The 21,327-nt window shown below is 37.0% G+C and carries 18 protein-coding genes and 2 tRNA genes; 3 read left to right on the top strand and 17 right to left on the bottom strand.

Annotated elements, in window-relative coordinates; translation table 11 throughout:
• The 6 genes from IGK70_RS06080 to IGK70_RS06055 all read right to left on the bottom strand — a co-directional run bounded on the left by IGK70_RS06080 (nucleotide 1) and on the right by IGK70_RS06055 (nucleotide 9,874).
• Nucleotides 1–318 carry a hypothetical protein gene (locus IGK70_RS06080; RefSeq protein WP_271854991.1) on the bottom strand — a complete coding sequence of 106 codons (318 nt, stop codon included), beginning with the start codon at nucleotides 316–318 and terminating at the stop codon, nucleotides 1–3.
• Between the two features lie 29 nt (nucleotides 319–347).
• Nucleotides 348–497, bottom strand: a complete 150-nt coding sequence (locus tag IGK70_RS06075; RefSeq protein WP_010716970.1) for a hypothetical protein — start codon at nucleotides 495–497, stop codon at nucleotides 348–350.
• 2 nt (nucleotides 498–499) lie between these two features.
• Entirely contained in the window at nucleotides 500–3,976 is a 3,477-nt protein-coding gene (gene esaA / locus IGK70_RS06070) for a type VII secretion protein EsaA (protein WP_104855395.1), read from the bottom strand.
• 27 nt (nucleotides 3,977–4,003) lie between these two features.
• On the bottom strand, nucleotides 4,004–4,297 hold the full coding sequence (locus IGK70_RS06065) for a WXG100 family type VII secretion target (protein WP_002357798.1): 294 nt from the start codon (nucleotides 4,295–4,297) through the stop codon (nucleotides 4,004–4,006).
• A 415-nt stretch (nucleotides 4,298–4,712) separates the two neighbouring features.
• Entirely contained in the window at nucleotides 4,713–5,420 is a 708-nt protein-coding gene (locus IGK70_RS06060; protein WP_002357800.1) for a GntR family transcriptional regulator, read from the bottom strand.
• Between the two features lie 206 nt (nucleotides 5,421–5,626).
• The gene (locus IGK70_RS06055) at nucleotides 5,627–9,874 is read right to left on the bottom strand and encodes an acyl-CoA dehydratase activase-related protein (RefSeq protein ID WP_438775330.1); all 4,248 of its coding nucleotides are present in this window, start codon (nucleotides 9,872–9,874) and stop codon (nucleotides 5,627–5,629) included.
• Nucleotides 9,875–10,049: 175 nt separating this feature from the next.
• On the opposite strand from IGK70_RS06055, the gene IGK70_RS06050 reads away from it, so the two are divergent.
• Nucleotides 10,050–10,661 (top strand): TetR/AcrR family transcriptional regulator, encoded by a 612-nt coding sequence (locus IGK70_RS06050; protein ID WP_002357803.1) that lies wholly within the window; start codon nucleotides 10,050–10,052, stop codon nucleotides 10,659–10,661.
• Nucleotides 10,662–10,783: 122 nt separating this feature from the next.
• Here the strand turns inward: IGK70_RS06050 and tnpA are convergent, their stop codons facing one another.
• From tnpA to IGK70_RS06005, 9 genes are all read right to left on the bottom strand, one after another.
• Complete coding sequence (tnpA, locus tag IGK70_RS06045) at nucleotides 10,784–11,239, bottom strand: IS200/IS605 family transposase (protein WP_002411089.1); 456 nt, start codon at nucleotides 11,237–11,239, stop codon at nucleotides 10,784–10,786.
• A 210-nt stretch (nucleotides 11,240–11,449) separates the two neighbouring features.
• The gene (locus IGK70_RS06040; RefSeq protein WP_002357804.1) at nucleotides 11,450–11,629 is read right to left on the bottom strand and encodes a hypothetical protein; all 180 of its coding nucleotides are present in this window, start codon (nucleotides 11,627–11,629) and stop codon (nucleotides 11,450–11,452) included.
• A 154-nt stretch (nucleotides 11,630–11,783) separates the two neighbouring features.
• A tRNA-Gln gene (locus IGK70_RS06035) sits at nucleotides 11,784–11,855 on the bottom strand.
• Between the two features lie 9 nt (nucleotides 11,856–11,864).
• A tRNA-Tyr gene (locus IGK70_RS06030) sits at nucleotides 11,865–11,945 on the bottom strand.
• A 96-nt stretch (nucleotides 11,946–12,041) separates the two neighbouring features.
• Complete coding sequence (locus tag IGK70_RS06025; RefSeq protein ID WP_002357806.1) at nucleotides 12,042–12,275, bottom strand: DUF2969 domain-containing protein; 234 nt, start codon at nucleotides 12,273–12,275, stop codon at nucleotides 12,042–12,044.
• Between the two features lie 146 nt (nucleotides 12,276–12,421).
• Complete coding sequence (locus IGK70_RS06020; protein WP_002357808.1) at nucleotides 12,422–13,891, bottom strand: flotillin family protein; 1,470 nt, start codon at nucleotides 13,889–13,891, stop codon at nucleotides 12,422–12,424.
• 16 nt (nucleotides 13,892–13,907) lie between these two features.
• On the bottom strand, nucleotides 13,908–14,441 hold the full coding sequence (locus tag IGK70_RS06015; RefSeq protein WP_002357809.1) for a hypothetical protein: 534 nt from the start codon (nucleotides 14,439–14,441) through the stop codon (nucleotides 13,908–13,910).
• Between the two features lie 183 nt (nucleotides 14,442–14,624).
• A complete protein-coding gene (locus tag IGK70_RS06010) occupies nucleotides 14,625–17,261 on the bottom strand; it encodes an ABC transporter permease (RefSeq protein WP_104855942.1) in 2,637 nt (878 codons plus the stop codon).
• Nucleotides 17,262–17,270: 9 nt separating this feature from the next.
• Complete coding sequence (locus IGK70_RS06005) at nucleotides 17,271–17,972, bottom strand: ABC transporter ATP-binding protein (RefSeq protein ID WP_002379385.1); 702 nt, start codon at nucleotides 17,970–17,972, stop codon at nucleotides 17,271–17,273.
• Between the two features lie 160 nt (nucleotides 17,973–18,132).
• Between IGK70_RS06005 and IGK70_RS06000 the strand changes: the two genes are divergently transcribed.
• Together IGK70_RS06000 and IGK70_RS05995 are read left to right on the top strand one after the other, a co-directional pair.
• Nucleotides 18,133–18,792, top strand: coding sequence for a DNA/RNA non-specific endonuclease (locus IGK70_RS06000; protein ID WP_033626447.1), 660 nt, complete (start codon nucleotides 18,133–18,135; stop codon nucleotides 18,790–18,792).
• 13 nt (nucleotides 18,793–18,805) lie between these two features.
• Nucleotides 18,806–19,192 carry a hypothetical protein gene (locus IGK70_RS05995; protein ID WP_002395104.1) on the top strand — a complete coding sequence of 129 codons (387 nt, stop codon included), beginning with the start codon at nucleotides 18,806–18,808 and terminating at the stop codon, nucleotides 19,190–19,192.
• Between the two features lie 42 nt (nucleotides 19,193–19,234).
• Here the strand turns inward: IGK70_RS05995 and nagA are convergent, their stop codons facing one another.
• Complete coding sequence (gene nagA, locus IGK70_RS05990) at nucleotides 19,235–20,383, bottom strand: N-acetylglucosamine-6-phosphate deacetylase (protein WP_002357814.1); 1,149 nt, start codon at nucleotides 20,381–20,383, stop codon at nucleotides 19,235–19,237.
• 100 nt (nucleotides 20,384–20,483) lie between these two features.
• Nucleotides 20,484–21,311 (bottom strand): helix-turn-helix domain-containing protein, encoded by an 828-nt coding sequence (locus IGK70_RS05985; RefSeq protein WP_002381942.1) that lies wholly within the window; start codon nucleotides 21,309–21,311, stop codon nucleotides 20,484–20,486.
• Nucleotides 21,312–21,327 lie beyond the last annotated feature (16 nt).

The following is a 21,327-nucleotide window of genomic DNA, read 5'->3' as shown; positions in this document are numbered from 1 at the left end:
TTAATTTCCGCTTTGTGCACGATGATATGAAAAACGGTTTCCTAGAAAAACACCAACGAATAAAATAACTATACTTCCTAAAAAAATACCATTGTACAACCAAAAGTTTATGGATATTTCTCGGTGAACCTCAAGAGATTCAACGCTTTCAGGAGAAGTGACCGTTGCCGTCTCTTTGAACAGAAAAGGCCTTACCTTTTTATCAACTGCTAATGTTTTTGCATTCTGTTCTGTCCTAAATACATCATTTTTTGCTTCGTTGACAACCCTCGCTTTACTTTGATTGACTTCTTTTTCTTTCTCTTCTTTTATCGGCAAAAACAAATCTGGAATAATGAAATTCACTTCTACGTTTTTTTCTGCTGATTGTCTTGGTAGATCACTTGATTATTTATTTTTAAAGCGCCTACTTCTTCTGCTTTTGTTTTTGTTGATGACAATGACAAATAGAGCATATTAACACTTAAAACAATCACTATTTTTATTAATTTTCTCATGGCTATTCCTCCGGTCGTACAAACAAGTTAAGGACAACACCTAAAACAAGTAAAACGATTAAAATAAGGTAACTAACCCAACTAATTTGTATCCCATTTACTAAAGCAGTAAAGCCATTTTGGATATTTTGAAGCGGCGATAAACGATAGAGCCAATTGCTTAATGAGCCTACCTTTGTTGCAATGCCTAATAAAGGTGTCAACATGAAAAATAACCCCAGCATAGCTCCATAAACATATAAAGTAAGTTTTTTAAATTGGCGCAAACAAGCACAAACCAAAAGTGCACCGCTAGCAAATACTAAGAAACTATAGCTAAACCAAGCGAATCGATTTATTTGAGATACATTGAACACCAGTAGAAGTGAAAAGACACTCCCAAACAAAATAACCGTAATCAAGAGTAATAATAGATTTGGTATATTTTGCCAAACTCTGGTTGGTTCAACTAACGCATCCGCTACAGTAACTGTTCTTTTCTTCATAAAGCCTTGGAAAGTTAGCGCAATAACGAATGTTAAAATACTAACAATCAAGGTAGCGTAATAGGGAATTAAAGAGACTTGTCGTGTTTCGCCAAAGATTCCTTCTCCTTGAATTGGGCTCGCAAGGAAACTAAATACCCGTGGATTATCAGCACCGCCGTCTCTTGTATTAGCCAATACTTTTTCAAATGTTTTGGCATACTCTTCATTTTCTTTGGTTGTTTTCTTTGACTCATCAATTGAATCATTTAAGTTTGCTAAGATATTTTGCGCATGATCTTGAACTTTGGTTGTTGAGGCTTTCAACTCTTTGATAGTCGGGGCAACATCTTTGACTTTGGCTGCTGAATCAGCTGTTGTTAGACTAGTTTCTTTCGTTGTTTGCATTAACGTTTGCATCATTTTAACTAAATTTTCTGTTTCTACATCTAAAGTGGTGGTTTGATTTTCTTCTGGATGTGGATTTCTTTCATCAATTACAGAAGTAGCTCCCACTTTTCCAGCTTCTTGCCAAGTAGCATATGTCGCATTGACTTGTTTTGTTGCTTCATCAAACCATGTATTTAATTTCTCCGCTTCTCGTAACAATTTTTCAGGGACTGTCATTAAATTTAATGTTCCGTAAAGTGTTGTAGGTCGTCCGTCTGTATTTTGATCTGTCTCAGTACCAATTAATTGTTTTAATTGATTAATTTGTTCATCTGTTTCTCGATATAATTGATTTCCTGTTTTTTTATATTCGTCTAATAATTTATCTGTAATCATCATGGTTTGCTCGTTTTCAGTGATATTGTCGTACATCCAATAAATGGATGTCTCACCCGCTAACTCTTCAATTGTTTTATCCTGATTTTCAGGAGCGGTTAACATTGCTGCATACTCTTGAATAGATAGACTTTGATTAGGCGTACCATATAAAGTCACAATTTGTTGTGATACAGTATCTAAAAGTTGAAATTGCTTCATAATTTCAGGAATATCGGTTACTAATGGTTGGTCCATTGCAATATACACAGCAAACGAACGTGCATTTTGAAGCTCATTATTTACCCACCAAGAATAATTGATCTGATTAAATGCTGTTTTTTGTTGTTCTGGTGTCAGTTGCCAAGCCATTGGTAAGTCAATTGTTAAAGAAAGTTTTTCTGGAAGTGGGGGCAAATCATTTGCTGGCTCAGTTACTTTTTCAGATTCTTCTTCGGATTCTTCTGCCAACTCTTCTTGCATATTTTCTTCGTTCACTTCATCATTCTCAGGAATCTCAGCTTGTATTTTCACTGGTTTGGTAATTGTTAGCTGTGTCGGGGTAATTGCTGAAATATCAATGCTGTAACCTGCACCTGCTAACTGCTGATTCAAAGATATTTTAATTGTTTGAACTTTTAAATCATCTAAAAGAAATGACAATTCGCCATTTTGTGTATTGGTTTGTCGTAATGAAATAACCGACTCTTGATTTGTCGCTAGTGAAAAAGTTACTTTTTCTTGTGGAATCGCTATAGTATCTTCATGAAATTGTTTAGGTTCCAAATACATAAAGCGGCTTGAATTGGTGAAATCAAGTTCATGTTGTTCTGCATATCGCTGAATAATTTGTAACTCATCACGGAAAAGATTGCCTTGTTCTACTGAAATCCTATTATTCATTTCTAATTCACTAACGAGACTTTCTAAACTTACAAAAGAAATTTCACTTAGTGATTCTTCCAATCTTTCCTGATAATTTTTATCTAAGTTAGGTATATTTTCTTTTTCGTTCGTAATTAACTGAATAATCGCTTGCTTAATTTGAGTGTCTGTTGCTATCTCAGGTGTTGCTTCAAGATCATTATAATATGTAGCCGCAATTTGCTTTTTTAACGCAGTTAATTGTTCTACTTGCATATGTAGTTCTGCGATTTCTTTTTGTAGTTCGCCAATGCGATTGCTCTGTGTTTCTTGAAATAATTTAGATTCTGATAAAAAGTCAGCATAAATCCCTGAGCTTCCTTGTTCACTTGGTGTATAGAAGGAGCTAAACTGATTGATTACCATTCCATTTAGTTGATCGAATTGTTGTTTGTATACTGTCGTGTCACTTTCCCATTGATTAGTCAATTCTTGTTTTTGTCTCTCAAACTGTTCATTAAATTGTGCAATTGATTTTTTTATTTTTTCATTTGCTTCTTTCGAATACTCGCCCACTGATTTTTTCGTATCTTCCGTTGTCTTACTGGTTGATTCTAAGCTCTGATTATTGCTTTCTAATAAGGTTTGTACTGATTTTACAAACGCTTCTTGCTCGGTTGTAAATAATTTATTGTCCTCATCTAAAATACTAGCCGTACTTAATACTGTCGTATAATTCATGGGAATTTCTTTAAATGGTTGCTGAATTGTTTCTTCTAATTGATTTTGATACAGCAACTGCATATCAGTAATTTGATTAACGTTTTGTTGTGCGATAACTAAATTTCCAACAATACTGGAAAAATACATCTGAATTACGCGTTGGTTAAAATCTTTCAAAATAGTATTTACTTTGTCTTGAATTGCTTGATTGGTCAATTCATTTTGTCCGTCTCGCACTTGGTATTCAACAGAAGCCTGCTCTGGACTAACAGCTTGTAGTGACAATAATTTCTCCGAAAAATCTTGCGGAATAATAATTTGGGCATCGAATTGTCCATTTTCAACCCCAGATGTTGCGATATTCCGAGTCGTTGTTTCCCATCGATTAGCTGTATCTTTGTTAATTAATGTGACAAAATCAGAACCTAATGCATAACGTTTTCCTTCAAAACTTGCGCCTTTATCTTCATTAACTAATGCGTACTGCATCTTTGTTGTCTGATCTTTGCTACTTCGAGTCACGTTCTCATCTTTAAACCCTAAATGAATGAAAAAAAGTAATAACAAGAAAGTTGCTCCAATTGCTAAGGCAAAAGGGATACCTTTTTTTATTTTCCCTTCCATTATCTTCTCTCCTTTAGAAAAAGCGCTAGTGCAATTCATTGCGCTAGCGCTTCAATCTTTGATCAATTAAAAGCCAAATGATCCTGCATCTTGACGATCACGTTCTGCGACAGTATCTGCATATTTGTTTAATTGTTGATTAATACTAATCAATAATTCTTCCATCTGTTTGACATTACCTTCCAATTGATTATACTGTTCCAGATACGCTTGAAATGCTTGCCCTTTCCATTGTTGTGAAATTTGTTGGTTCATTGAATTCACTTTACGAATTGCATCTTGAATTTGAGACGATGCTTGCGAATATACTTTCGCTTGTGATTTCAGTTGTTCTGGTGTTACAGCAATTGATCCTGCCATAAGTAATCCCTCCACATTTTTTATAGTTTTATTACCTGTTACAAATATTATAACTATATATAAAAAATATAGTCAACAACTATTTAAAAATATACGTATTCGCATAAAAATAATTATAACAATAAAATAAACAAATAAAAACTCTTAAAAACAACATTACAAAACCACCAAAATCAATATTTATTAAAATAAAAACAAAAATAACTGATAAATAAAAATTATTCAAAAAATATTTAAATAAAATTTTAAAAAATAAACAAATTCCATTGAATCGTTATTTTTTAACGTCAGATAAATTAATAAGTAAATATGCATTTTATTAAAAAAACAATTTATTTCTTTAGCAAAAAAAATTAAAAGATAGGAAAACTTATCAATGTGATAAGTTTTCCTATCTTTTATTCATTCATTTTCTCTACTTCTCTAAATAAAACTCAAATCGACTTCCTGCATACTGCGTACGAACATATTCAAAAGGTAGTCCGTTTTCAAAATAGGATACTTGGCGCACACGCAGAATCGCATCGCCTCGTTTAATCTCTAAATATTCTGCAATCTGCTCCGATGCTTGAACAGCAGAGATTGTTTGGTTAGAATGGCCAATTTTGTGGCCAGATTTGGCTTCAAGTGTTTTATAAAAGGAGTTCGTAATTTCAGATTTGCCATATTGCGAGACCAATGAATAAGGAATGCTCGCCACCTCAAAACAAATCGGAATGTCATCCGCAAAACGAATTCTTTCCATTCGTAAAATTGAATCTTCTGGACCTAGTTGTAATTTTTCCATCTCACTAGAACTAGGTTTCGCTACAAAATAAGACACCGTCCGACTAGAAGGTACGCGATTTTGAGACAAGGTAATTTCTGTAAAACTAGTGGTACCTGTCATTGTTTCTTGAACTTTCTTACGTGCTACATACGTTCCTGAACCAATTTTTCGTTCTAAAATTCCTTCGTCCGCTAAAGTCTGAATGGCTTGGCGTAAGGTCATTCGACTAACGTCAAATTTCAAAGCTAATTCTCGCTCAGAGGGCAAACGATCCCCGATACTCCAGACACCTTTTTCAATATCTTCTTTGATTTTATCGTGAATTTGAATATAAATTGGTATATTTTGAACCATTTACGCTTCCTCCTCTTCATTCATCTCCTCTTCTATTATAACTGGTATAGACCGTGTAAACAACCAAAAAATGATAAATAAAAGAGGAATTGGAATTTTTATCAAAGTTGGTCTAGTTGCATGCTTTCTTTTTATAACAAAAACATTTGGCTTAGTCAGTAAAAAGTGACCAAGTCAAATGTTTTTAAACGAATTGCTATTAGTTATTATCTTTTTACATTTTCTTCTTTCAACAACTTGTTCGCTGTGGCCATCATCAAACGGATTCGGTTCAACTGATTGACCAAAGATACCCCTGGATCATAATCCACCGCCGCAATATTTGCTTTCGGATATTGACGTCGTAGCTCTTTCACGACCCCTTTTCCAACAATATGGTTTGGTAAACATCCAAACGGCTGCATACAAACGATGTTATTCACCTCGTGTTTTAAGAGCTCAATCATTTCAGCTGTTAAAAACCAACCTTCACCCGTATGATTGCCAATTGATAAAATTTTACTTGCATCTGCTGCCATATCATAAATGGAATGAATGCCATCAAAACGGATCGACTTTCTCAATGCCTTATCCATTGGTTTTTCTACCAATTCAATGATTTTTATCGCAAATTCTGCTAAACGTTTGTTTTGTTTTGACATGCCCATATTTTCGTATTTCCAAATTTGATTGTACAAAGAATAGTTCATAAAGCCAACAATATCTGGTACAACTGCTTCAGCACCTTCTTCTTCTAGCAAACGCACAATATCATTATTCGCTGTCGGCGAATATTTCACTAAAATTTCCCCGACCACACCGACTTTTGGTTTTTTTATCTCTTGTAAAGGAATTTCATCAAACGTCCGAATAATTTTTTTCATGAAGTGATTAAATTGTGTCAGCGAACCATTCCGGACATTGGCTTCCACTCTTTTTAACCAATCTTGGTGCAGTTGATCCACCATTCCTTTTTCTGTTTCATAAGGTCTTGTTCGATAAACTACTCGTTCGAATAAGTCACCATATAAAAAGGCAACTACTAAGCGTTTGATCATTGGCAACGTAAATTTAAATCCTGGATTGGATTCGACTCCTTTATTGCCCATCGAAACTGAAACTACAGGAACTTGAGAAAAACCAGCATCATTTAAGGCTTTTCGTAATAAGGGGATGTAATTCGTTGCGCGACAACCGCCCCCTGTTTGCGTCATTAAGACACTGACATTATCCAAATCATATTGACCACTTTCCAAAGCTTCAACTAGTTGTCCGATGGAAATAATTGCTGGGTAACACGCATCATTATTGACATATTTTAACCCGACATTCACAGCTTCTTTGTCTTGCGCAGGCAAACAGACGACATGATAGCCAGAAGCTTGTAATGCTACATCGACTAATCCAGATTGATGAATCGGGCTAAGCATTGGTAACAGTAAAGTATGTGTTTTTTTCATTTGTTTTGTAAACACAATTTTCTTCGGCTCTTCCATTTGCATATGCGGAACAAACTGTTGCTTCTCCCGCTCATTGACAGCCGCTTTCAAGGAGCGCAACCGAATACGAATTGCGCCCAAATTCGCGCCTTCGTCGATTTTGAGGACTGTATAAATTTTGCCAGACCGATCCATGATTTCTTCTACTTGATCGGTTGTCACAGCATCTAAGCCGCAACCAAAGGAATTCAGTTGGACAAGTTCTAAATTTTTCGTCTTAGCCACTACTTTAGCCGCCGCATATAAGCGAGAATGATAGACCCATTGATTCACCACACGTAAATTCTGCACGTCTCCAAGATGCGAGATACTGTCTTCTGTCAAGACATGGAATCCTTCCTGTGTAATGACTTCGGCAATGCCGTGATTAATCTCTGGATCCAAGTGATACGGTCGCCCCGATAAGACAATCCCTCTCTGGCCTTTTTCAGTTAACATGGCTAACGTTTCTTCGCCTTTTTCTTGAATTTCTTTTTTAAAAGCTGCTAATTCTTGATAACCATGATGCAGCGCTGTTTGAATTTCTTCTAAGGAAATCCCTAAATCAGCAAAATTTTCAGCTAAAACTTTGGCAACTGCAGCTTCATTCGCTAGATTAAGATAGGGATTTCGATAATCCACTTGGCCCTCTCTGATGGCATCCACATTATTTCGAATGACATCTGGGTAGCTTTGCACAATTGGACAATTAAAATGATTATCCGCTTCCAATGTTTCTTGCTGTTCAAAAACAACACCAGGATAAAAGATAATTGGCACTTGCGCATCAATTAATGCTTGAATATGTCCATGTGCCATTTTCGCTGGGTAACAAACCGTATCACTGGGAATCGTTTCAAGGCCTTGTTCATAGATTTGTTTATTAGAACGTGGCGATAATTCGACCCGAAAGCCTAAGTCAGTAAAAAATGTATGCCACAAAGGATAATTTTCATACATGTTTAGGACTCTAGGGATACCCAAGCGCCCACGAAACGCTTTATTTTCCCGCAAAGGTCGGTACTTAAATAACTTGCGGTACTTATAATCAACCAAATTTACTTTGCGTTCTTCTCGTTTAATTTTAATTCGTGCACCACGTTCACAGCGATTTCCCGTAATAAATTGGCGCCCATCTGAAAACACTGTGACCGTTAATTGACAATTGTTTTCACACAAGCCGCAATGAGTAAATTCCTTTTCAGAGGTAAATGCCGCTAACTCTTCTAAAGAAAGAAGCGTGGTTTCTTCCCCAATTTCATAAGCGTCCAAAGCAATCAGCGCTGCCCCATAGGCCCCCATCAAACCAGCAATAGAAGGACGAACCACTTCACGACCGCTAATTTTTTCAAAAGCTCTCAAGACCGCTTCATTGTAAAATGTTCCTCCCTGGCAGACAATCTTTTCTCCCAACTCTTCAGGTCGGCAAACCTTAATAACTTTATAAATGGCATTTTTGATGACTGAATAAGATAGTCCAGCAGAAATATCGCCGACAGAGGCCCCTTCTTTTTGAACCTGTTTCACTTTTGAGTTCATAAAAACAGTACACCGAGAACCTAAATCAACCGGCGCTTGCGATTCTAAAGCCGCCAAAGCAAAATCCTTCACGTTATAGTTTAAGGATTGCGCAAAGGTTTCAATAAAAGAACCGCACCCAGAAGAACAAGCCTCATTTAATTGAATGGAGGAAAGCACGCCATTTTTAATGGTCATCGCTTTCATATCTTGTCCTCCGATATCCAAAATAAAATCCACACCTGGCTGAAAATGGTTGGCTGCTTTGTAATGGGCCATCGTTTCAACTTCACCAATATCGACTTTTAACGCATTTTTTATTAGCTGTTCTCCATATCCTGTAACAGCCGCTTTTCCGATAAAAACTTCTTCAGGCAGTTGTTGATAAAGTGATTTCAGTACTGTCATGGTGGTTTCTAAAGGTTGCCCTTGGTTATTACCATAAAAAGAAAACAACAAATGACCATCTTCATCAATCAATGTGACTTTTGTCGTTGTGGAGCCTGCATCAATCCCTAAAAAGGTCACGCCAGTATGTTGAGATAAAGGTTTCTCCGTTGCTTGGGCTTGCGCGTGTCTTTCTCGAAAATCTGCTAAATCTTCTGCGCTGTTAAATAACGGTGGTAACGTGTCGCTCGGCTGTAAATCAGTAGCCTGGCTGTTCACTAAGCGCTGAATTAATTCTTCCAATGTACATTCGCCTGCATCTTCTGAATAAAGTGCTGCTCCCATTGCTACAAACAGTTGCGGTTGTTCTGGAAAAATAACATCTTCTGGCTGAATTGCTAAGGTTTCAACAAACCGTTTTCTCAATTCTGACATGAAAAATAAAGGTCCCCCTAAAAACGCTACTTTACCTTTAATTTTGCGACCAGCAGCTAACCCAGCGATTGTTTGATTAACTACCGCTTGAAAAATACTCGCCGCGATATCTTCTTTCGCTGCTCCTTCATTGATTAAAGGTTGAACATCTGTTTTGGCAAAAACCCCACAGCGGGAAGCAATCGGATAAATAGTTTGATAATTCTTCGCCAATTCATTCACTCCATTGGCATCCGTTTTAAGTAAAACAGCCATTTGATCGATGAAGGCGCCTGTCCCACCTGCACAACTACCATTCATTCGTTGCTCTAAAGCACCATCAAAAAAAGTGATTTTTGCATCTTCTCCGCCAAGTTCAATAGCAACATCCGTTTCTGGGATTATTGTTTCAACAGTTCGTGTACACGCGATAACCTCTTGAACAAAGGGAATCCCTAATACCTCAGCCAGCCCCATACCACCAGAGCCAGTTATGCTCATTGTCACAGGTTGGTCTGCACCGATCCTTGCTAGCCCTTCTTTTAAAATGCGTTCCGTTGCTGCTTTGACATCTGAAAAATGGCGTTCATATTTTGTAAAAATAGGCTGATTTTGCTTATTTAAAAATACTAATTTTACTGTCGTTGACCCAACATCAATCCCTGCTCTCATAACCATCAATTAAAATACCCCTTCATTTTTCAACAGTTTGTTGATTATTATACAAACTGTTTGTTATAATAGATATACCTATTTTAGAAAGGTTCTAAATGATTTGCAACAAGCAATTTACCCTATTTTGTGAGATAAACAACAAAGTTTCCGCGAATGTTGACTATCTCGAAAGGAATTTATGATGGCAAAGAAAACAGACCTTAGAGTACAACGAACCAGAAAAATGATTATTGAAGCTTTTTTTAAACTTGTAGAAACGAAAGGCTACGAAGCGGTGACGATTCAAGATATTGCTGATGAAGCTATGATTAATCGTGCGACTTTTTATGCTCATTTTAAAGACAAACAGCATTTATATGATGCAATCTTCACCTTTACGCTTAGTGCTTTCACCGCTATTCTTGATTCGCAACAACTGGTTAATGGCAACCGTGTCCGCGTGAAGCACATTGAAGAACTTCTGACGCAGCTCTACATTAACATTCAAGAGAACAAATCTTTCTTCTTAACTATCATGGACAATAATTTCAACGAACACTTTCGAAAACGCTTAGCTGAAATTATCGAAGAAAAATATGCGACGATTTTTTCGCAGTTGCGTATTACCGAAAATGATATTGACGTACCGATAGATTTTGTTATTGAATACATGACCTCTATCTTCATCGGTACCCTTCATTGGTGGATTACTAGCGAGACGGATATGACACCCAACCACTTAGCCCAATTAGTTATCAAATTAGTCGGTAATGGGCATTTAACTGTCTTAGGCATCGAATTAGAAAAGTAAATATCCACCCGCATAGCGGGTGGCTTTTTAATAGCCCTAGAAGGGCTCGCTACCTGCTGCTCCCTTTAAGGGAGCTTTTTTTAGAGACTGCCAACCGCTACCATTCTATTCTTATCTAGTTGTTACTTCCTAAATGGATCTTTATACTCTCTTTTGTTTATACTATCCCTTACTCGATCTTCTGCTTCTTGTTCTCGTATATACTTAGCTATCGTTTTTTGGTTCAATCCTACAGTGCTCACATAATAGCCTTTTGACCAAAAGGATCGATTTCCATAATTGTATTTTAAATTCGCATGACGTTCATGAATGATTACTGCACTTCTTCCTTTTAAGAAACCCATAAAACCTGATACACTCAACTTCGGCGGAATTCTTACCAACATATGGATATGGTCGGGCATTGCATGCGCTTCAATGATTTCGACTTCTTTCATCTCACACAATTTCCTTAGTATTTTCCCTATATCTCGCCTCAATTGACCATAGATTACTTTTCTTCTATATTTTGGTGTAAACACAAGATGATACTTACAATTCCAACGAGTATGTGCTAAACTTTTATCGTCGTTCGACATTCAAAAACTCCTTTCGATTTGATAACGGTTGGTAGCCTTTATCTATTATATCGAAAGGAGTTTTTATCGCTAAAGCTCTGGCCTCCACGCGCAGTACGCGTGGTTTTTTTGTCGAAATCTCTTTAGAGATTTCGACTGACTAAAGTCATTAATAAAAACACCGGAGTAGACAATAATTTTGTCTGCTCCGGTGTTTCTGTTAAAGACGAATTAGTTTTTTGAACGCCATTTGATATTGTGGGCTGTATTTCTTGAAGAAGTGACTTTAACACCACTTTTGATGTTGCCTTTTTTACGAGGAATTAAGTCAACTTTGACATCATACTTACCATCGCGTGCTAAATCGTAAACATTTTCAACCATTTCTGTAATTTTTTCTTTAAAGTTCATTCTTATCAACTCCAGACTATTCTTTCTTTATACTTTAGCATATTCTTATATAAATGAAAACTTTTCTAGCCTGTACATGAGGAAAATCTTACCTCATTTTTGTTATATAATTATACAAAAAAAGAACATCTCTCTACCAGAAATGTTCTGAAAACTGGGGTAGCTGGATTCGAACCAACGCATGACGGAGTCAAAGTCCGTTGCCTTACCGCTTGGCTATACCCCAAAAAGAAAATGGAGGAAAGTGGATTCGAACCACTGAACCCTAAGGAACGGATTTACAGTCCGTCGCGTTTAGCCACTTCGCTATTCCTCCAAAAAGTCATTGTCGCTGTAACGACCTGACTTAGTTATAATACAATCTTTTCCAGAAAAAAGCAACCCTTTTTTAAAAAAAATTGTTATTTATTTTTTATTCACTTAAATTCCATTGACGAATAATTGTTTCAAAGGCTTCGTCCAGATTTTTTGCTGTACCTTCTTGCTTGCCATCAATTTCAATGATGAATTTTTTATCATTTTGCGGAATGACACGACCGATTTCTTTTTTACCAATAAATAATTTGTTCATTAAAACATTTGCTCCATTGTATTGGGCTTTTTCTTCTTCAACACGTACTTCAATATCTTTATTCTTTTTTGACATCTCTATCCCTCCAAGAACTCTATGTTATCAGAATCTTTGAAACAAAACAAGCACCCGCTATTTCTCTGTCAGATTGTTTGTTTATCGTTTCAATGCAGCATTAAGGAGTAACGAAATGCGATTCGCTACTCCTTAAAGGCTGATTTCTATTCTTTTTCTGAACCTTCTGTTGCATGATAGTTCACGCTATTTGAGGTACCTTTTTTAGAAAAGTTTTCAATTAGCTCTTTCACGTCGAGGCCCGTTGTTTCTTTTAGTGTTTCTTGTGTACCAGCCAACAAGTTTGTTGCATAATTGGTAATACGGTTGGCGCCAGAATTTTCGCCACCTGCGCCTGTATCTACCACTGAAATCTTGTCAATGTTGCCCAATGGTTGTGCTGCTTCTTTCATTAATTGTGGTAACATTTCCATCACCATACTTAACACAGCTGCTTCACCATATTCTTTAAAGGCATCAGCAATCTTTTGTTTGGCTTCGGCTTCTGCTGCACCACGAGCTAAAATAGCTTCGGCTTGCGCTTGACCTGTTAAACGCGTTTTGTTGGCTTCCGCTTCGGCTAATGCTTCAACTTTGAAACGTTCTGCTTCGGCTTCTGCCACTTCGCGTGCTTTTTGAGCAAGAGCTTCTTGTTCGCGTGCATAACGATCTGCATCGGCTTTTTTCTTCACTTCTGAGTCGTATTGTTTTTCACGACGCGTAATTTCTTTTTCTTCTAACTCAATTTGTTTTTGACGTTCAACGACTTTGACTTCCATTTCTTGTTCCACCACGTGTTGTTGTGCACGCGCGCTTTCCAAGTTATAGGCTTGGTCTGCTTTGGCTTTGGCAATGTCTTGTTCTTGTTTGTATAACGCTAATTTCAATTCTTTTTCTTTTGAAGCTTCTGCAATTTCTGTTTGACGTTGCAATTCCGCTTGTTGTGATTCTTTTTCTGCTTCCGCTTTTTTGATGCGAGTTTCTTTCAAAGCTTCTGCTTCAGCAATATCTGCATCACGTTTAACTTGAGCGATTCTTGGTTTCCCTAATGAATCCAAGTATCCATTTTTATCACGAACTTCTTTAATTGTGAACGACACAATAACTAAGCCCATTTTAGCTAAGTCAACACTGGCAACTTCTTGTACACTTTGGCTAAATTTATCACGATTTTGGTAAATTTCTTCCACTGTCATTGAACCTAAAATCGAACGTAAATGTCCTTCTAATACTTCACGTGCTTCATTTTCTAATTCTTCCGTTGTTTTTCCTAAAAATTGTTCCGCTGCTGTCGCAATTTCTTCAACTGACGAACCAATTTTAATGATTGATGTCCCATCACACATCACAGGAACCCCTTGTTCTGTGTACACTTCTGGTGTGGAAACATCTAATTTACTTGAAAGCAAACTAATTCGATTTGAACGTTGGAACACTGGTAAGACAAACGCACCACCGCCACGAACGATTTTAATTTTGTTGCCACCTTCGTCTACATGAACATTTTTAGAGCCTAGATAGCTCCCGCTGATAATTAACGCTTCATCAGGTTTGGCGGTCTGATATTTAGAAACAAACACAATTAATAACATTAATAATACTAAAACTGCAATAATAATCGGTAACAAAATCCCCATTTTCTTCTCTCCTACTCTATATTTTTAGACTGCCTTCGTAAGGAATGACATAACAAACCCGTTCTTTCAATTCAATAATCAATACCTCACTACCTCTTGGCGCAGCCACTTCTTGTGGCACATAAAATGCTGCTGGTCGACTTAACGAACCTGTGACACTCTTCAATTGAATCTCGCCCATTCCCCGGACAGGAATTGGGGTAATCACAGTAGCAACACGACCCTCCATGTCTTTTTCCGAAATAGAAATTGTGGCCTCCGAATTTTTCAAAGGGACCAACACATAAAAATTTAGGAAGAAAACAATAATGGTTGAAAGAATACCACTGACAATTAAAATAAGCCAACTATTCACCGCTGTTAATTCTTCCCCAAGGTACCCAAACAGCGAGGTAAAAGCAATCCATGGAATAATCAGCATTGGGTCCACCGGTCCATCAAAATTAAAAACATCCCCAAAAATAATTAGTAAAAAAGCGAGGACCGCGCTCCCCACTAATGCATAAAAATAAACCGTTTCCAATGGTAGACCTTCTAACACTTTTCCCACACTCCTTTCTGTGCTATAACCTAGTAATAGTGTACCAATTTTTAAATAAAAAGAGTAGTAATTTCCAAATAAATCTCAAAAGATACATCTTAAGACCTATTTTTTCTTAATAAAAGAAGCAGCAATAAACGAGCAGCCCTAGAATTATCGAACTTCTACGGACTCCTCGTTTTTTAAAATGTGCTATTCATTTGATTTTAACGCTTCAATCATATTGATTTTCTTCAATTTCCGATGCATAATGACCATCACAAACAACGTGAAACACATGGTGATGACTGCGGAATACAGATAACTTGGCCAATGAATAATTGGCGAAAACATAATTAAATCAACTTCAACGGTTGCTAAAATATACTGATGCAAAATTTTCCCAAAGAAGCAGCCAACAATAATACCAATGAACGTTAAAATAATGTTTTCACGGTAAACATAGGTAGTGACTTCACGATCGTAAAATCCTAAAACCTTAATCGTGGAAAGTTCTCGAATCCGTTCAGAAACATTAATGTTGGTTAAATTATATAACACAATTAACGCTAAAGAACCAGAAACAGCAATTAGTACCCAAATGACAATATCAAGGCTTTTCAGCATATCATCAAACGAACCTTTCATCGCAGTTAAAAACGTAATGTTCAACACTTTCGGCTGTTTTGTCAACGCCTCTCCGATTGAGGTTTCTTGTTTTGAGGATAACTTTTTGTCAAAAAGTAGGAATTCTGTATTATACTCCGGCTTCTGTTTCGTCATCGTCTGGTAGAGTTTCGGCGTCATATAGACAAAATGACCCGTGTAGTTCTCTGCAATCGCGGCAATTTTCACGTGATAGGTTTGATTATCACTATTTTCTAAATTTAATTGATCTCCGACTTTATAGCCAAATAATTTAGCTAATTTTTGATTAATGATTACACCGTCATCGTTGAGGGAATATTTTTCTCCAGTGACTCGATCATTAAATAACTGAAAATCAGCCATTTTCGAAGGATCTTGTGGCACATAAAGAGTAATATTTTGAGTTGGTGCGCCTTTGCCCTTCGTTTTAAAGATTTCTGAATATAACGGAATTGTTTTATTCAAACCATCCAGTTTGCGCAACGTTTCTTGATACTCTTTTGTCTCTTCAGCTGTTGTTTGCTCTTTAAAAGTCACGACTGCTTGGTAATGCCAGATTTTATTAAATTGAATTGTAGCGACATCCACAATTGAATCGCGTAAACCAAAACCAACAATTAACAGCCCCATACAACCAGCTATTCCGATAACGGTCATCAGCATCCGTCGTTTATAGCGGAACAGATTTCTAGCGGTCACTTTTTGAATAAAGCTCATGCGTTGCCATAAAGGGCGGATTCGTTCTAATAAAATCCGTTGGCCTGCTTTCGGCGCTTTGGGTCTTAGCAAGGTAGCTGGGGTACTTAATAAATCGATTCTTAATGTCACTAAGGCCGCTCCCACAGTACAAGCTAAGGCTACAATGATGCCCCATAAACTGTAGTTTAAGTACCACGGTGTAACTAAATCAGGAATATTGTACATTTGACCGTAGGCATCAAAAATTATTTTAGGGAATAGATAATAGCCAACTGCCAATCCTAATAATGCACCTGTTAAGCTGGCAACCGTTGCATAGGTAATAAAAATCGAAGCAATTTCACGATTACGATAACCTAAAGCTTTCAAACTACCAATTTCCATTCTTTTTTCTTCCACCATACGTGTCATGGTAGTTAAGCTGACTAATGCCGCAATTAGGAAAAAGAACAACGGGAACAGCGTGGCTAAAGAAGAAATCCGACCAGCGTTATCTTGATATTCAGAAAATCCTGGATTGTCTTCCCTAGTAAAATAATAATACGTTGGGGCTTTCAAATTGGCTAGCTCTGTTTCTTTTTCAGCCAACAGTTGTTCTTGTTTAGCCAATTCGTTTTTTTGCTTTTCAAGCATCTCAGCTGGAATTCCTGGCTGTTGCTCCAACTGCGCAAGTGCTTGTTTTCCCGTTTCCAGCGCTTGCCGACCTTGGTTAATGTCCGGCTGAGCCGAATCACGCAGAGCCGCAACCTGTTCTTCTGGCCGATTTTTCAGTGCCTCTTTTACCTGATTTAAGGCCTGCTCTCTTTTCTTTTCATAATCAGAGGAATACGTATTTTGATGTTTTAATGAACGAAATGAGATTAGCAATTCTGAATACCGTTGACTGTCAAAGGCTTTTTCCGAAACCACGCCAAAAAAGTTTAACGTTCCAGACCCGACCGTTGTGGTTCCCCTGGATGTATTATCAATATATTCTGGTGAATTGATAAATCCAACAACAGTAAAATGGGTTTGCGTCAGCCCTTTTTCTTTAATCGCTGCATCGTTTAAAGTGATTTTATCACCCATTTTATAGTCATATCTAGTTTTCGCTAATGTATCTAATGCAATTTCATTTGTTTGTTTAGGTAACCGACCGTCAACTACTTGATAGTTAACCGATCCTGCTTGATTTTTTCGATAGCCAAACAATTTTACTGCATTATTTTGCGGCCCAATCGTGGCATCTATTGTATACCGCGGCACAACTGTTTCGACATCTTTTAAAGACTGTAGTGTTGTTAAATCTTTCTTTTCCAGTCCCATTGCAGAAATTATTCGCGCATCTGGAAGCTGCTCTTTCTGGTAATAATTATTCGCGGTTTTAATCATATCTGGTCCAGTAGCTTTCAAACCAACAAAGACCATTACACCAAGGAAAATAATCCCCATAATCGATAAAAACCGTGTAGTAGATTGTCTAATTTCACGTAAGCTTGTTTTAATTAGCGCTGTTTTCTTCATTTTAGGCACCTACCATTCAATTTCAGCAACCAATTTAGGCTGATCATTCACAGTCATTTCGCGAACTTTCGCATCATTAATTCGAATTACCCGATCGGCCATTTCTGCAATGGCTGAATTGTGGGTAATAATTAAAACGGTCGTTCCTGTTTCACGTGCAGTATTTTGCAAAATGGTTAAAATTTGTTTCCCTGTTTCATAATCCAGCGCTCCTGTCGGTTCATCACATAAAAGTAACTTGGGCTTTTTAGCAATCGCACGGGCGATGGTTACTCGTTGTTGTTCACCACCAGAAAGTTGCGCTGGAAAATTATCTAAACGTTCCCCTAAACCCACCGATTGTAAAACATTGGTCGAATCCAACGCATCCGCAACGATTTGCGAAGCCAATTCGACATTTTCTTTTGCCGTTAAATTTGGGACTAAATTGTAAAATTGGAAAACAAACCCGACATCATTTCGTCGATAAGTGGTTAATTGTTTCTCTGAAAACTGAGCGATATCTGTGCCATCAATAATAATTTCCCCTTCATCACAGCTGTCCATTCCACCAAGAATATTTAAAACAGTTGATTTTCCAGCACCGCTGGGGCCTAAAATAACCGCTACTTCTCCTTTTTCCACTTCAAAAGAAATGCCGTCATTCGCAGTAATAGTTGTCTCTCCCATTTGGTAACGCTTGTATTCATTTTTGACTTCAATATAGACCATCCACTATCCCTTCCCTTCTACATTAAAATAGTAACATATCTGAGAAAACAAGTCTTTCAAAGAAAAGCCCTTTTTGATTTTTTAACAAATTTACGTATAATAGAAAAGATGGTCCACTTAAATTTGGACTATTGCAAGTATAAAATTAGAGGAGCACGTTATGGCAAACAGAAAGAAGAAACCACCATTTAATTCAACCATCATGCTGATTGGCGCATTAATCATTTTAATTTTAGGCGCGGTTGGCATTAAAGTTCCTGATGCTTTACAAGATTTATTTAATGTTCAACCACAAACAACCACCCCTTCAAGCACACCAGCACCTAAAGGAGATAATCCCGGACCCATTGAAAATGGTAAAGCCACATTTTCAGCAGAGGAATTAAAGGATAACTCAAACGGCTGGATTACTTATCATTCTCTAGATCGTCTAAAACGAGCGACAGGCGCTGATGCGCTATTAAAACCCGCAATGGTCAATACAGGAACTTCCGCTAATAAAGATATTCGACCAGCTGGTTTCATTTCAGGAAAAGCTAATCATTCGCGTGGCCACCTAATCGGCCGTCAAATGGGAGGCAGTGGTGATGATCCACGTAACTTAACCACCTTGTATCAGAATCCTGTCAACACTCCTTATATGACGAAATATGAAAATCAGATTCGGGCAGCTCTTGATCGCGGCGAAACTGTTCGCTATCGCGTGACACCTGTATATAACGGAAACGATTTGTTGGCTGAAAAAATCATCTTAGAAGCCAAAAGCCTTAAAACAAATTCACCCATTGATTTTTCAGTAACTATTTTAAACAAACAATAAGGAGGAACTTTCATTGGATTTTGAACAGCTAAAAGAAACATTACCCGATGCAAAACCACAAACATTTTTGCAAGCAATCCTCTCTCAACCTCAAGAAGAGGATGCTGAATTAACTTTCAGTGAAGAAATTGATGAACAGTTTGTCGAAAATTGTAAATTTTTAGCCTCTCCAGAAACCATTTCTGAAACAGATGTAGAACGTTGGCGCGAACAAGAATTTTTAGTTGTCGCCCAAAGTTTAGATGGCGATTATCTAGCAGGCACTCTAGAGCAAACCTTTGTGATTCCTAGCTCCCTTTACAAAGAGGATATTGAGCAATTTAACAAGCAATTAATCGATTTTTTTATTGCCTACGAGAACAAAGAAATCACTTCTGCGATTTTACCAAAAGAATTATAAAAAAAGCTTGCGGATAAATTTCCGCAAGCTTTTTCTTGTGTCTTATGCTCGATAACGTTCTACGCCATCTAAATAAGTGGCTGCTAATTCCATGGTTGGTTCTAATACGATAAAGTCAGCATCGCGACCATTTGCAATCATGCCGCATTGATCATCAATTTTACAGCTGATCGCAGGAACTAATGAAGCCATCATAATTGCTTGTGCAGGTGTTGCAATACCCCAATCAACTACATTTTTAATTGCTTCTTTTAGTTTTAAAATACTTCCTGCTAAGTTCCCAGTATCCAAACGAGCCGTTCCTTCTGCTACCACAACAGGAAATTCACCTAAATTGTAGTTGCCATCTGGCATACCGCCAGCCATCATGCAGTCTGTAATTAACGCAACGTGATCATGGCCCGCTTTTTCCATCAATACTTCAGCCGCTTGCGGATGTACATGATGTCCATCACAAATTAATTCAGAGAAAACGTGTTGTAACGTTAACAATGCACCAACCATCCCTGGTTCACGGTGATTTAAGCCACGCATCCCATTATATGCATGAACAAAAACGCTAGCGCCCGCTTCAACTGCCACATCAGCTTCTTCTAAGGTCGCATTACTATGGCCTAAAGCAACAACGACACCTTCATCTGTAACGGTTTCAACAAATTCTTTCACACCATTACGTTCTGGTGCCAACGCAATTTTCTTAATAATTCCGCCTGAAGCTTCTTGCCATTCGTGGAATGTATCAAGGTCTGGATCTCCAAAATAACTTGGATTTTGTGCGCCTTTATGTTCTTCAGTAAAGAAAGGTCCTTCAAAGTAAATCCCTTGAATTTTTGCACCAGGTACTTCTTGGTAGACTTGACCAATCGTACGTGCAACATCTGTTAAACGTTCTTTACTTGAAGTTAACGTTGTTGGTAAAAATGAAGTTACACCACAAGATAATAAGCCTTCAGACATCACTTTAATGCCTTCTGCATCGTTATCCATTACGTCATGATTCATGTAACCATGAATATGAGTATCCACTAAACCTGGGGCAATCCATTTGCCTTCCTCACGAATAATTTTTACGTCCCCTTGCGGTTCATCTTTTGTATAATTACCAAAGATACCATCCGTGATTTCTAAATAACCAGGTCCTTTAACATCGCTTTTTAAAAAGAACTTGTCTGCAAAGATAAATGTTTTCATCTTCATCCTTCTTTCTTTATTTTACTTACTTCAAAAGTACTCTTAATCAGTACAAAAGTCAAGAAATGGTGTAGACCTTTTAAGCAATTCTGAGGATTTTTTAAAGATTGCCACTTTCCACATTTTTCATTTGTTGTGCTAAGTTCAGATAACGTTCTGCTTCTTCATGTTTATTCTTTCTCATTAAAACTAAATATTTTAGATTTAATAATTCACTTAAATAATAATAACTATTTTTTTTGCGGGCCCAAGTAATTCCTTGATCCACATAAATTTCGGCATCTTTTTCTGTATAATTTTTGAATAAGAAATCAGCATAATTAAAAAATATTTTCGTTAACTCTGCATTACTGCGTTCATTTGGCAATTGATTAAAATAATGAATACTCAAACTTAAAAATCGTTCTGCCTCTACTCGATTGCCCATGTAACCATAAGTGGCACCTAGACAACTAATTAATTGAATCTCTAAATCAGAAACATTTAACTTATCGGCTTTATAGGTGAAAGATAACCCTTTACGCAAGCTAGCAATAGCTTTTTCGTAATCATTTAGAACAAACAATTCACAACTACCTAAATAATAATAATATTTTTGCCAGTCCGTATCTAAATACAATTGTTCTTCAATACGATTTTCCTTTAAATAATTTAATAATAATTGATATTTTTTATGGCGAAAATATTCAGCCATTTTTTCAAATGAATACGTAACAACGTGCACATCACCAGATTTATAACGCATAATCTGGTCAACCGTCACACCTAAACGATCACAAAGTTGTTGCATTACAAGAACATTTGGCAACTCTTCATTGTTTTCAATGCGACTTAAAACACTTTGCGAACAGATGTCTTCTGATAACATTTTCTGTGTCAATTTTCTATTTTTTCTAATTTCTTTAATAACTGCACCTAAAGAATTCATCACAATAGCTCCTATT

It is taken from the genome of Enterococcus sp. DIV0358 (assembly GCF_051713465.1).
In the GTDB taxonomy this organism is placed as follows: Bacteria; Bacillota; Bacilli; order Lactobacillales; family Enterococcaceae; genus Enterococcus; species Enterococcus faecalis.
This window is presented reverse-complemented; position numbering and strand designations above follow the sequence as displayed.

What these genes read in the sequence shown, in the direction of transcription:
- IGK70_RS06010 (WP_104855942.1), bottom strand. Translation starts at nt 17,261, where the DNA reads ATGAAGAAAACAGCGCTAATTAAAACAAGCTTACGTGAAATTAGACAA.
- IGK70_RS06055 (WP_438775330.1), bottom strand. Translation starts at nt 9,874, where the DNA reads ATGGTTATGAGAGCAGGGATTGATGTTGGGTCAACGACAGTAAAATTA.
- IGK70_RS06040 (WP_002357804.1), bottom strand. Translation starts at nt 11,629, where the DNA reads ATGAACTTTAAAGAAAAAATTACAGAAATGGTTGAAAATGTTTACGAT.
- IGK70_RS06060 (WP_002357800.1), bottom strand. Translation starts at nt 5,420, where the DNA reads ATGGTTCAAAATATACCAATTTATATTCAAATTCACGATAAAATCAAA.
- IGK70_RS06005 (WP_002379385.1), bottom strand. Translation starts at nt 17,972, where the DNA reads ATGGTCTATATTGAAGTCAAAAATGAATACAAGCGTTACCAAATGGGA.
- IGK70_RS06050 (WP_002357803.1), top strand. Translation starts at nt 10,050, where the DNA reads ATGATGGCAAAGAAAACAGACCTTAGAGTACAACGAACCAGAAAAATG.
- esaA (WP_104855395.1), bottom strand. Translation starts at nt 3,976, where the DNA reads ATGAATTGCACTAGCGCTTTTTCTAAAGGAGAGAAGATAATGGAAGGG.
- IGK70_RS06020 (WP_002357808.1), bottom strand. Translation starts at nt 13,891, where the DNA reads ATGGGGATTTTGTTACCGATTATTATTGCAGTTTTAGTATTATTAATG.
- tnpA (WP_002411089.1), bottom strand. Translation starts at nt 11,239, where the DNA reads ATGTCGAACGACGATAAAAGTTTAGCACATACTCGTTGGAATTGTAAG.
- IGK70_RS06075 (WP_010716970.1), bottom strand. Translation starts at nt 497, where the DNA reads ATGAGAAAATTAATAAAAATAGTGATTGTTTTAAGTGTTAATATGCTC.
- IGK70_RS05985 (WP_002381942.1), bottom strand. Translation starts at nt 21,311, where the DNA reads ATGAATTCTTTAGGTGCAGTTATTAAAGAAATTAGAAAAAATAGAAAA.
- IGK70_RS06025 (WP_002357806.1), bottom strand. Translation starts at nt 12,275, where the DNA reads ATGTCAAAAAAGAATAAAGATATTGAAGTACGTGTTGAAGAAGAAAAA.
- nagA (WP_002357814.1), bottom strand. Translation starts at nt 20,383, where the DNA reads ATGAAAACATTTATCTTTGCAGACAAGTTCTTTTTAAAAAGCGATGTT.
- IGK70_RS06000 (WP_033626447.1), top strand. Translation starts at nt 18,133, where the DNA reads ATGGCAAACAGAAAGAAGAAACCACCATTTAATTCAACCATCATGCTG.
- IGK70_RS06065 (WP_002357798.1), bottom strand. Translation starts at nt 4,297, where the DNA reads ATGGCAGGATCAATTGCTGTAACACCAGAACAACTGAAATCACAAGCG.